Here is a 13,034-nt window from a genome sequence, read left to right on the forward strand (position 1 = left end):
TCCGTATTGTCATGAATTGCGCCTTTGCCTTGGCAAGGACATGATCTGGTGGTCGGTTATCCGATCCGTAAGGTCAGGACCGTTGTGCCGGGCAGGGGCGATGTATGCGGCTTGCACGTTACAAGTTCTTGAAAGCGGGGCGGTTTCCTGCGAACTTGGACTTGGCGTTGGAGTCCATAGACGCTTGCGATTTTAAATGTTTTTCAAATGGCCCGCATTTCAGGGCCGACCATTGCGATAAACGATCTTGTCTGGCGGAGGAATGTGAGATGGCGTTGTCTGATGTCCTTGTGGGGGGAGTAGGCCGTAAATCAGGGGCGCGGGGATCACTTCTCGGACTGGCGGTCGTCGGTCTTGGTCTGGTGCTCGGAAGCGTGGCGCATGCCCAGGACAAGCGGATCGTGACCATCGAGGACGCCGATTTCTTCGGTTCCGATTACCGGACGGTCAAGGATGTGGATCTCGATGGTTGCAAGGCGGCGTGCCTCAGCGACAACCAGTGCCGCGCCTTCACCTTCAACACCTCTGCCGGCTGGTGTTTCCTGAAGTCCGATTTCGGTCAGCTGCAGAGTTTCCGCGGCGCGATTGCCGGCCGTGTGGTCGAGGTCGCGCAGCCGCGCCAGACCGCCGAGGCCGACCGCAAGGCGGAGCTCTCTTTCATCGACAAGGATCTGATCGAGAGCGCGGCAACCTACAGCCAACGCATCGCACAGGACGCGAAACCGGGGGGGCAAACGGCTGAAAATCTCCGTCAGAACGGCCAGACCGCTCTGAACGCCAAGAACGGCGTGCAGGCCGAACAGGATTTTTCCGCCCTCATTGGCCTGCTGCCGAATGATTATTCCGCATGGAGCCGTCTGACTTTCTCGCTCCTGCTGCAGAATCCGAGCGACTGGCAGGAACGGCAGACCAAGCAGGAAAATGCGGTATCGGCTGCCATCAATTCCTACCTGCGCGCGGTGACGCCGGACGAGCGGGCATGGGCGCTGAACCTTCTCGGCACGTCCCTCAGCCGCCGGGATATGTGGAAGCCGGCGATCAAGTCCCTGCGCGCCGCACTTGCGCTCGACAAAAGCCCGAGGCTTCAGCAGCGTTATGACGATATGGTCGCAAAGCACGGTTTCCGGATCGTGGATCATCAGGTCGATGCCGACGGTGTGGCGCCGCGCATCTGTGTGATCCTGTCCGACAAGCTGCCGAAGGATGCCGATCTGTCGCCCTATGTGTCGGTCATCGGCGACGGCACCACGACGGTCGAAACCGAACAGTCGCAGATCTGCATCGACGGCGTGAAGCACGGCAGCCGCTATTCCGTAACGTTGCGCTCCGGGCTTCCGGCGGCGGACGGGGAAAAGCTGGAGCATCCGGCAAACCTGTCCATCTATGTGCGCGACCGGTCGCCGACCGTTCATTTCCTCGGCCGGGCCTATGTGCTGCCGGCCGGCGGCGACCCGACCATTCCGATCGTTTCGGTCAACACGTCGGAGGTGGAGGCGAAAATCTATCGCATCGGCGACCGGGGCATTGTCTCGGCGATCCGCGATGACCGCTTCCTGCGCCAGCTCGATTCTTACCAGAGTGACCGGATTTCCGAGGAAAAAGGCGAACAGGTCTGGTCCGGTATTGTCGAGACGGAGAACCGCTTGAACGAAGACATCACAACGGCCATTCCGCTCAATGACATTGGCCTCGACATGAAGCCCGGCGTCTATGCGATGACCGCGCGCTCCAAGCTCGACAGCCAGAACCGCTGGGGCGACCTGGCGACCCAATGGTTCATCGTTTCGGACCTCGGGCTGACGGCCTATTCCGGCGATGACGGCGTGACCGCCAATATCCGCTCGCTGACCAGCGCCAAGGCGCTTTCGGGCATAAAGGTGCAGCTTCTGGCCGTGAACAACGAAATCCTCGGCAACGCGGTCAGCGATGACCAGGGCTTTGCCCGGTTCGAGGCCGGCCTGACACGGGGCGCCGGCGGCATGGCGCCGGGGCTTCTGGTGGCGCAAACCGACGAAGGCGACTATTCCTTCCTCGATCTGAGGAAACCGGCCTTCGACCTGTCCGACCGCGGTGTGGAAGGCCGGCCGGCACCGGGGCCGCTCGACGTCTTCGCCTGGACGGATCGCGGGATCTACAAGGCCGGCGAGACGGTTCACGCCCAGGCGATGATCCGGACGGCGAAGGCCGTGGCGCAGGACGGCCTGCCGCTGACCTTCGTGATCGAACGGCCCGACGGGGTGGAACAATCGCGCCACGTGGTCGAAGACAGCGGACTCGGCGGCCATCTGCTCGACATCGATCTGAGCCAGACCGCCCAGCAGGGCGTGTGGTCGTGGCGCATCTACGTCGATCCGAAGGGAACGCCGCTTGCCTCCAATACCTTCCTCGTCGAGGACTACCAGCCGGAGCGCGTGGATTTCGAACTGAAGACGGCGGCGACGGCCTTCGATCCCGCTCAACCGACCCGGATCGAACTGAGCGCACGCTTTCTTTATGGGTCTCCGGCAAGCGACCAGGGGCTTGAAGGCGATATCATCGTGTCGCCGACGCGCAGCCTTGACAAATATCCGGGCTATCAGTTCGGCCTTGCCGACAGCGAAACCTATCCGCAGCGCGATTATATCGAGAGCGACCAGAAGACGGATATCGACGGCAATCTTTCCTTTGACGTCTCGCTTCCCGAACTGCCGGAGACGACCGCACTCTACAAGGGCGAGCTCGTCGCCCGGCTGGTGGAAGCCGGCGGGCGCTATGTGGAACGGCGGTTGGAACTGCCGGTCAGGGCCGAGGGCAGCCATATCGGCGTCAAGCCGATGTTCGACGGCGGCGTCGATGAGGGCGGTCCGGCGGACTTTTCCGTCATCGCGATTGACCGGGACGGCGAGCTTCAGAATGCCGACGGGCTGGTGTGGACGCTGTCCAGGATCAACCGCCATTATCAGTGGTACCGCTCGGACGGACGCTGGTCTTATGAACCGATCACCACGACGGAACGGGTGGCAAACGGCAAGCTGGATGTCACGACGGACAAGCCGGCTAGCCTGTCGCTTCCGGTGAAGTGGGGGCAGTACCGGCTTGAAGTCGCTTCGACCGGAGCGAACGAAGCCGTCACCAGCGTGGAATTCTCCGCGGGCTGGTACACGGCGGATGCCACGTCGGAGACGCCGGATTATCTGGATGTGGGCCTGGACAAGAAGAGCTACCGTCCCGGCGAGACCGCGATCCTGCGCATGAAGCCCCAGTCGGACGGTATTGCCGTGGTCAATGTGGTTTCCGGCGGGCTGCTCTCCAGCCAGGTGGTGAATGTCACCGCCGGTGAAGCGGAAGTCAGCCTTCCGGTCACGGAAGAGTGGGGCGCGGGAGCTTATGTCACCGCAAGCCTCTACAGGCCCATGGACGTGGCCCAGAAGCGGATGCCGTCGCGTGCGATCGGCCTGAGCTGGCTGCAGATGGAGCCGGGCGACCGGAACCTGGCCGTGACGCTTTCGGCACCCGACACGATGCGGCCGGGTACGCGGCTGGATGTGCCGGTAAAGCTTGCCAGCCTGAAGCCGGGAACGGAAGCCTATCTGACGGTTGCCGCCGTCGATCTTGGCATTCTCAACCTGACCGGCTTCAAGACGCCGGAACCGGAGAAGTGGTATTTCGGCCAGCGCAAGCTTGGAACGGAAATCCGTGACCTTTACGGGCAGCTGATCGACCGTATGGCCGGAACCCGGGGCAAGGTGCGCTCCGGCGGAGACGCCATGGCCACGCGCCTTCAGGCGCCGCCGCCGGACGAGGAGCCGGTCGCGCTCTTTTCCGGACTGGTGAAAGTGAATGATAACGGCGAGGCGACCGTTTCCTTCGACGTGCCGGAATTCAACGGCACCTTGCGGCTGATGGCGATTGCCTGGTCCCAGGACGGTGTCGGCCACGGCGAACAGGATGTGGCGGTCCGGTCTCCGGTGGTGGTGAGCGCAAGCCTGCCGGGCTTCCTTGCGCCCGGCGACAGTTCGCGGATGCTCCTGAATATCGACAATGTGGAAGGGGCAGCCGGAAACTACGACCTTCTGGTTTCCGCCGAAGGACCGTTCGCGCTGGAGGCCGGCGAGGCCGCGCTTCGCCAGGTGTCTCTTGACGAACACGCCAAGGCCCAGGTGATCCTGCCGATCCGGGCCGCGTCCGGCACCGGGACCGCGCAGATCTTTGCCACCCTGACCGCGCCGGACGGATCGGAGACGATCAAGCGGGTCGGCATCGACGTGAAGGACACCCAGCCCGATGTGGTGCGCCGGTCGGTCTTCTCCCTTGCCGGCGGCGGCAGCCTGCTGCTCGACGCCAACAGTCTCGAGGGGCTGAAGCCGGATACGGTGAAGATCAAGGTGTCTTCCGGCGGGGCGGCGCAGATCGACATTGCCGGACTGCTGGAAGCGCTTGACCGTTATCCTTACGGCTGTACCGAACAGACCACCAGCCGCGCGCTGCCGCTTCTTTATCTGAACGAAGTGGCCCAGGCGGCCGGACTCGGCGAGAGTGCCGAGATCCGGCAGCGGGTCGTGGGGGCGATCAGGCGTGTGCTCGCCAACCAGTCCTCGAGCGGGTCCTTCGGCCTTTGGAGCAGCTACGGCGACAGCGACACCTGGCTTGACGCCTATGTGACCGACTTCCTGACCCGTGCACGGGAGCAGGGCTATATGGTTCCTGCCATCGCCTTCGAAAACGCCCTGGACAATCTGGAAAACCGTCTGGCCTATGCCTCCGACGTCACCGACGGCGGCATGGATATCGCCTATGCGCTTTATGTTCTGGCGCGCAACGGACGGGCCTCCATGGGCGACCTGCGTTACTACCTGGATGCAAAGCTTGCCTCCTTCACCACGCCGCTTGCCAAGGCGCAGGTGGCCGCAAGCCTTGCCCTTTACGGAGAGCAGGAACGGGCGGCAACCGGCTTCAAGGCGGCGGTCGCGGGTCTGCGCAGCGATGCCAATTCCGGTTACCGCTCCGATTACGGATCGCGGTTGCGCGACGGGGCAGGGGTCCTGACCTATATTGTCGCCTCCTCGGCGGATACCGGCGACAAGGCGCAGGTCACGGATCTTCTGCGCCGCTACCAGGACGAGACCGACTATTATTCCACCCAGGACATGGCCTGGCTGCTGATGGCGGCGCGGGAACTCAACAAATCCGCTTCGACGGCAGAGATCGCGGTCGACGGTGTTGTCGAGCCGAACCGTCTTGTCTGGCCGTTTGACGGCGAGACGATCGCGCAGACACCGGTGCGGCTTGAGAACCGGGGCGGCGATGCGACGGATCTGCTCGTTTCCGTGACCGGCCAGCCCAGGGTTCCCGAACCTGCCGGCGGGTACGACTATGCGATCGAACGGCAGATCTATGATCTGAATGGCAATCCGGTCGATCCGAATGCGGTTCCGGTGAATACCAGGGTCGCGGTCGTCCTGACCGTCCGGGCGCTCAGCGATGTTCCCGGCCGGCTGATGGTCGTCGACCGGATCCCGGCGGGTCTTGCGATTGACAATCCGAGGCTGGTGCGGTCCGGCGATCTGGGCGGCCTGGATTTCCTGTCGACGATCAACGAGACCGAGCATGCGGCCTTCCATGAGGACCGGTTCGAGGTTGCCGTCGATCAGAACCGCCATGGCGACAAGGAACTCACCTTTGCCTATCTGGCTCGGGCGGTGACGCCTGGCACCTACGCCCATCCGCCCGCGTCGGTGGAAGACATGTACCGCCCGGCGCGCCGGGCGATCACGGAGACCTCCACCTTTACCGTGCTCGGTCCGACACGCTGATCCTTCGGCGGACGGATAGCCATGGCGGTCGAGACCGGACAGAAAAGGCAATCGCGCTGGCGGCGCCGGGTTAAGGCCATGGGCCTTGCCGGCGTCGCGGTCATCTGCCTTGCCGCCATCAAGGTCGGGGTCGATTACGAGCGCCTTCCGGAAATTCCGAACGCCTCGGACCTGTCGCTGTCATCGGTCGTTCTCGACCGGAACGACCGGCTGCTGCGCGCCTTTACCAGCGACGACCAGAAGTGGCGGCTTCCGGTGGCGCTTGACGAGGTCGATCCGCTCTACGTGAAGATGCTGGTCGCTTATGAAGACAAGCGCTTCTACGACCATCATGGCGTGGACGCGGGCGCGCTGGTCCGGGCGGCGGGCCAGATGCTTCTGTCCGGACGGATCGTTTCCGGCGGCTCCACGCTGACCATGCAGGTTGCCCGGCTTCTGGAAGAGCATCCGACCCGGACGCTTGGAGCGAAATACGAACAGATCCTGCGCGCAATCCAGATCGAGAACAGCCTGAGCAAGGACCAGATCCTGTCTCTTTATATGTTGCGCGCGCCCTTCGGCGGCAATCTGGAAGGCGTCAGGGCGGCAAGCCTCGTCTGGTTCGGCAAGGAGCCGTCGCGTCTGACGCCGGCCGAGGCAGCCCTTCTGGTCGCCCTGCCGCAATCGCCGGAAGCGCGCCGGCCGGACCGGTTTGCAGCCCGGGCGACGGAAGCCCGTGACCGGGTTCTGGAGCGGGCCGTCACGGCAGGGGTGCTCACCCGCGAAGAGGCCGCAGCCGCGCGCCTGGACCAAGTTCCGGACCGGCGCCGCGCCATGCCGTTCCTTGCCGCCCATTCGGCCCGCGATGCGGTTCTGGAAGATCCGGAGCGATTGATCCACCGGTTGACGATCGACGGTCCTTTACAGGAAAGCCTCGAAAGCCTGGTCCGGGACCGGGTGCGGGCGCTCGGCCCTCATATTTCTTCCGCCATCATAGTTGCCGATCATCGGTCCGGTGAGATCCTCGCCTCGGTCGGCTCGCCCGATCTCCTGTCGGAAAGACGGCAGGGACATATAGACATGACGAAGGCGGTCCGCTCGCCCGGCTCCACGCTCAAGCCCCTGATCTACGGACTGGCCTTTGAAGAGGGCGTAGCGCATCCCGAAAGCTTTATCGAGGACCGGCCCATCGATATCGGCGGTTACCGGCCGACGAATTTCGATCAGGCCTATCAGGGCACCGTGACCGTTCGTGAGGCTTTGCAGTTGTCCCTCAACACGCCCGCCGTGCAATTGCTGGAGGCGGTCGGTCCGGCCCGGCTGATTTCGCGCCTCAAGCGGGCGGGCGCCGAACCGGTTTTGAGCGGCGACAAGGCGCCGGGGCTGGCCATCGGTCTCGGGGGACTGGGGCTGACACTGACCGACCTGACCCGGCTTTATGCAGCCCTTGCCCGGCAGGGACGGCCCATCTCTCTGGTGCTGAACCGGGATCTGCCGCGCCAACCGGCCGGGACGGCCGAGGTTCTGGAACCGATTGCCGCCTGGCATGTGGCCGACATCCTGTCCGGGCTGCCGCAGCCCCAGTCGGCGGGGACGTCGGCGATCGCCTACAAGACCGGAACCGCCTACGGCTATCGGGACTGCTGGGCCGTCGGGTTCGACGGGCAGTATGTCGTGGCCGTCTGGGTGGGGCGGGCGGATGCCAGCCCGGTTCCGGGAATGACAGGTGCGAAGGCAGCCGTACCGATCCTGTTCGAGGCCTTTCAGCGATTGGGCAAGGACCGGGTGCCGCTGGCGGCAAAGCCTGACGGGGTGTTGAGCCGGCCGACCGCCGAACTACCGGTCGCTTTGCGGCGCGCCCGGGTGGCGGGCCGGGATGCGCTGTCCCGCAAGGGGACGCCGTTCAGAATTGCCTATCCGCCCGAAGGCGCGATCGTCGAACTCGGTTTCAAGGCGGGGAACGGTGCCCAGCCGCTCGTTGTCAAGCTGGAAGGCGGCAAGCGGCCCTATACCTGGCTGGTGAACGACAAGCCGGTGGAGATTTCCTCGTTCCGGCGGCAACTGGTGTTCACGCCGAAGGAGGAGGGATTCGCCAAAGTGGCCGTCATCGATGCCGAGGGACAGGTGGCCAGGGTCGACCTCACCCTGAAATGACGTGCGGGAGAAAGCTGCCGGTCAGTGATTCTCACGGCGTAAGCCTGACACAGGCCTGAAGGGCGAGAATCGCAATCGGAATCGCCCGAATCCCCGTGGCCGGGCGTGTTTCAATTGTCGAATCCCGGAGTGAATCACGGCCGAAAACAGAAGATTGCATCCCGATTCAGCAGAAATGACGGTGTGTAAAACCGAAGCTAAGGTCCCGAAATTGGGGCTATTTCTTACCGCAATCTTACTTTTGGCCCGGATTTTGTGACATTCGAGCAACACGGGTTTTGAAAGGAACCCGGAACCGGCTTCTGACGGGTATTCGGTGTTGAACGAAAAACCGGGATGCGTATGGTCACTTTTGCGAGCGGCTTTCGGGCCGCCCTGTTTTGCTCACTTCGGAAGTCCAACCTCCGGTCGGGGCAAAGACAGAGATTTTCGCGGGGAAAATGACTTTACAGCGACGGCCAAGGCCAAGTGAAGTCATCGCTAACATGACTGATTGGAGGTCAGATATGAACTTTAAGAGCCTTCTGCTCGGCGCTGCTGCAGTTGCTTCTGCTACCGGCGTTCAGGCTGCCGATCTTCCGGTTGCTCCGGAGCCGGTTGACTACGTCCGCATCTGTGACGCTTACGGCGCACGCTTCTACTACATCCCGGGCACCGAAACCTGCCTGCGCGTTGGCGGCCGTGTTCGTGCCGACTACCGCTTCCACGACTTCGCTGGCAAGGGCCCGAACAACTGGGATGCCAAGACCGACGAATCCACGCGCTTCCGTGCTCGTGCATACGTTCGTTTGGACGCACGTACCCAGACCGAATACGGTCTCCTGAAGACCTACCTGGACCTGTGGTTCACTTCGGGTAGCAACGCCTTCAACTCGACCGCAACCGAAATCTGGGATGCTTACGTCCAGCTCGGTGGCTTCACCTTCGGTCGTACCGGCTCCTTCTTCGATCACTGGACCGGTGAAAACTGGGGTTCGCAGATCGGCCAGGGCCTTGACAACCGTTCGACCGTTCTTGCTTACACCGCTGCCTTCGGCAACGGCCTGTCCGCAAGCGCATCGCTCGAGTCCAACACTGGTACTCGTCTGCCGGGTCTCCTGACCAACGCTGGTGCTTCCTACGCTTACGGCGGTCACCGCATTCCGGCATTCGTTGCTAACCTGATGGTTAGCCAGGGCTGGGGTTCTGCTCAGCTGTCCGGTATGGTTCGTCAGACCCGTTCGTCCACCGCTGTTGTTGACTCCGTCGTGGGTTGGGCAATCGCTGGTGACGTCGCTCTGAACCTGCCGATGCTCGGCGCTGGCGATACCCTGGGTATCCGTGCAGCATACGCTTCGGCTGCAAGCGGTTATGTTGACACCCGTCTGACCAATGACGCTGTCATCAACGCTGCTGGCACGAGCCTCGACGCTTCCACCGCATGGGGCATCGCTGCTGGTATCACGCACAACTGGACCCCGACGGTTTCCACGTCTCTGACGGGTACCTACTCGAACCAGGACACCCTGCTCGCTACTGCTGATCTGAAGCAGTGGTCGGTTCACGGTCAGGTCGCTTGGGCTCCGATCTCCGGTTTCGTGACCGGTGTTGAAGTCGAATACCTGAGCCAGGACTTCGGTGGCGCGACTGCCGACAACGACAACCTGACCGCTACCTTCCGCATTCAGCGTACGTTCTAAGTCACTCCTTTCTTAGGATTGACGGAAAGCCCGGCAGAAATGCCGGGCTTTCTTTTTGTCCGGATACAGGCGAAAGCGGGAAGCTGACCGGAGATATCCAAGATATCTCGCGGAAATTCGCTCCCGGGCAGGTAAGCCAAGGGCAGTTTACCTGGAAAATGAAAGACTTAGGGGCAGGACCCTAGGCCATGCCCTCATAAAATAGGCAGAAATGGTAGGGATGAACTTGTTCGGATACGAGGCGCAAAGCTGCAGGAAACCCTCCTGTTTCCAAAGCTTTGCAACGACGTTGCCGGTCAAATTCGCCCTATCCCGAAAGGACGCAAAACCGGCTTCGATCTGCTGTGTCAAACCGCTCAACCGGGCATTAAGCCCGCTTTTCGCGTCTTTCCTTGCAGCTCTTTGCCGTTTGTCGCGCGATTTCAGTCTATTTTATGAAGGTATCGCCTAGGATGCGTACTCATAAACGGGATTCCGGTTGAGGGTTGGATGTGTTCAGTGTTTCCATTGAAGGAGGCACGAATGGCACGATTTGACCTGACGGATTTCGAGTTCGACCTGATCAGCCCGCTCTTGCCGGACAAGCCACGCGGCGTTGCGCGGGTGGATGACCGCCGTGTTCTCAACGGCATCTTCTGGGTGCTTCGCACGGGCTCGCCCTGGCGTGACCTGCCCGAGCGCTACGGCCCGTACACGACGGTTTATAACCGGTTCAACCGGTGGGCCAAAGCCGGGGTCTGGGTGCGCGTCTTCGAGACCCTGGCCGAGAAGTCGCCCGACAGCATGCAGTTCATCGATTCCTCGATCATCCGTGCCCATCAGCAGGCGGCGGCGAAAAAAGGGGGACGGATCACACCCTTGGCCGTTCTCGTGGAGGATTGAGCACCAAGATCAACGCCATGGTCGATGCCCGGGGATTACCGCTCGCCATCACTCTGTCGCCCGGACAGGCTTCCGACAAGGCGGCGGTCGCGGCGCTGCTGGCGGCACACCCCGCGCCGGGCGATGTCGTCGCCGATCGCGGCTATGACGCCCGCGCCATTCTCGACCTGATCGCGGCACATGGCGGGCGCGGACACATCCCCACGCAGCGCGATCGCAAGGTGCAACGTTCTGTCGACCCGGCACTCTACCGCCAGCGCAACCTTGTCGAGCGCTTCTTCAACAAGCTCAAGCACTTCAGAAAAGTGGCCACACGATACGAAAAGACGGAGAGAAACTATCTCGCCGCCGTACTCATTGCCTGTTCTCGTATCTAGATGCGGTTTTATGAGTCCGCATCCTAGGCCGATAGCCGATCCAGAAAGGCTGCTATTTCCTGCTGTGTTTCCTGATCCCAGAGCACCGGGGCGTGACCCTGGCCCCTGACGGTGATCAGTCTGGCACCGGGATGGACGGTGAGCATCTTCTCACAGGTTTCGCGGCTCAGCAGATCCGACATTTCTCCGTGAATGATGAGGACCGGGATTTTCCCCAGGCCTTCGAACAGGGGCCAGATGTCGGGAGTGGGGCTGCCGTCGTCCCAACCGACAAGCGTGTGTGCCAGAGCCGGATCATAGTCGATCACGCAGCCGCCGCTATCGCGCGGACTTGCAAGCTGCCGGCTCAGTTTCAGCCAGTCCTGTTTGGAAAAAGAAGGAAACTGGGCGCCGAGTGTGTGTTCCATATGCTCTGCGACCGCCTCGAAATCCGGATAGTCCATCTTCTTTCCGATCGAAGCGGCAATCCGGTGGATTGCCTTCATCTCCAGATGAGGGCCGACATCATTCAAGATGACACCGACCATACGATCGGCGTCGTACCGGTGCGTCATGGCCATCGCATGCAATCCGCCCCGGGATGTACCGAGGACCGCGAAGCGCTTCAGGCCGAGGAACTCGATCGCATCGTCGATGTCATGACCTTCGACGGGGAGGGCGTAATTGTGCCACTCCGGATCCCATGCGCTTGCGCCCCTGCCGCGGTAGTCAAGCGCGATGACATGATAACCTGAGTTCTGAAGATATGCTGCAATATCATTGAAATCACGCGTATTTCTGGAAAGTCCTGTGAGGCAGAGAATGGTCGGGTGCCGGCTTGCGTCCTTTCCCGAAGCACCCCATTCGCGGCCCGAAAGGGTCAACCCGTCACGGCTGGTCCAGGTAAAGCTTCGAGACGCCGTTTCGGTGTTCGCGGAGGATTCCATATTGTCGTTCCCGGGATCTTTCATGAGTTCGGCGCTCCTCGCATCTGCCGTCAGGCCTCTGTTTTTGCGAAGGTAAACGGCTTTGCCGGATCTTGCCAAGTACGGGCAGATGCGGTTCGACTGTAATACACGGGCCAAATGTGTACCGACCAGGTCCGGGGACGCCATCGAGGCCTATATGCCTTGGCTGCGGCTTATCAAAAAGAACAGGCTGCTTCTCTTTCAAGACCATTGCCCCGGGGGGATGAGGCGATTATTGTGCCGGTCCGATCGGGGTATCCCGGTCCCCAACGAAAAATCCATGAGGAAACCGAAGATGTTTACAGGATCGATTCCAGCGCTCGTGACACCGTTCAAGGACGGGGCGCTCGACGAGAAACGGTTCCAGGATTTTGTCGATTGGCAGATCAAAGAGGGCAGCACCGGGCTGGTGCCGGTCGGGACGACGGGGGAGAGCCCGACGCTTTCCCATGATGAGCACAAGCGGGTCGTGGAGCTGTGCGTCGAAGTGGCGGCCGGACGTGTTCCGGTGATGGCGGGTGCCGGCTCCAACAACACGGAAGAGGCGATCGACCTGGCGAAATTCGCCGAAAAGGCCGGAGCCGACGGTCTGCTCGTTGTGACGCCTTATTACAACAAGCCGAACCAGGCGGGTCTGAAGGCGCATTATCGCGCGATCGACAACATGGTCGGCATTCCGATCTTCATTTACAACATTCCGGGCCGGTCGGTCATCGACATGACGTCGGCGACCATGGCGGAGCTGTTCAAGACCTGCAAGAACATCAAGGGCGTCAAGGATGCCACCGCCAACCTTGCAAGAGCGAGCGAGCAACGCCATCTGTGTGGTTCGGACTTCATCCAGTTGTCCGGCGAAGACATCACGGCGCTCGGGTTCAATGCCCATGGCGGTTCCGGGTGCATTTCCGTGACGGCCAATGTGGCGCCTCGCATGTGCGCGGATTTCCAGGCGGCGTGCCTTGCCGGTGACTATGCCAAGGCCCTGTCGATCCAGGACAAGCTCGCGCCGCTCCATCAGGCCTTGTTCATCGAGCCCAATCCGACGGGCGCGAAATACGCCCTGTCGCTGCTTGGACGGATGGACAATGAGGTCCGCCTGCCGCTGGTGCCGGTTTCGCCGGAAACCGAGACGAAAGTCCGCGAGGCGATGACCCATGCGGGGCTGATCAACTGATCGGTCAAATGATTTGGCGAGGGCCGGCAGTGCCGGCCCTGGTCCACAAA

Annotated in this window: 5 protein-coding genes and 1 pseudogene; 5 read left to right on the forward strand and 1 reads right to left on the reverse strand. The window is 61.9% G+C overall.

Annotated elements, in window-relative coordinates:
* Positions 1–269 precede the first annotated feature (269 nt).
* The 4 genes and pseudogenes from HK439_RS01860 (at position 270) to HK439_RS01875 (ending at position 10,863) form a co-directional block, all read left to right on the forward strand.
* On the forward strand, positions 270–5,792 hold the full coding sequence (locus tag HK439_RS01860) for an alpha-2-macroglobulin family protein (protein ID WP_190289665.1): 5,523 nt from the start codon (positions 270–272) through the stop codon (positions 5,790–5,792).
* A 21-nt stretch (positions 5,793–5,813) separates the two neighbouring features.
* Positions 5,814–7,925, forward strand: a complete 2,112-nt coding sequence (gene pbpC / locus HK439_RS01865; protein ID WP_235987521.1) for a penicillin-binding protein 1C — start codon at positions 5,814–5,816, stop codon at positions 7,923–7,925.
* A 506-nt stretch (positions 7,926–8,431) separates the two neighbouring features.
* Positions 8,432–9,604: a porin gene (locus HK439_RS01870; protein ID WP_190289666.1), complete on the forward strand. Its 1,173-nt coding sequence runs from the start codon at positions 8,432–8,434 to the stop codon at positions 9,602–9,604.
* Positions 9,605–10,126: 522 nt separating this feature from the next.
* Positions 10,127–10,863, forward strand: a pseudogene (locus HK439_RS01875) (IS5 family transposase).
* Positions 10,864–10,886: 23 nt separating this feature from the next.
* Here the strand turns inward: HK439_RS01875 and HK439_RS01880 are convergent.
* Positions 10,887–11,957 (reverse strand): alpha/beta fold hydrolase, encoded by a 1,071-nt coding sequence (locus HK439_RS01880; RefSeq protein WP_209011498.1) that lies wholly within the window; start codon positions 11,955–11,957, stop codon positions 10,887–10,889.
* Between the two features lie 148 nt (positions 11,958–12,105).
* Here HK439_RS01880 and dapA point away from each other — a divergent pair, with 148 nt between their 5' ends.
* Entirely contained in the window at positions 12,106–12,984 is an 879-nt protein-coding gene (gene dapA / locus HK439_RS01885) for a 4-hydroxy-tetrahydrodipicolinate synthase (RefSeq protein ID WP_190289667.1), read from the forward strand.
* The last annotated feature ends 50 nt before the right edge of the window (positions 12,985–13,034 follow it).

Origin of the sequence: Roseibium aggregatum, from assembly GCF_014692675.1 — a bacterium.
GTDB lineage: Bacteria > Pseudomonadota > Alphaproteobacteria > Rhizobiales > Stappiaceae > Roseibium > Roseibium aggregatum_C.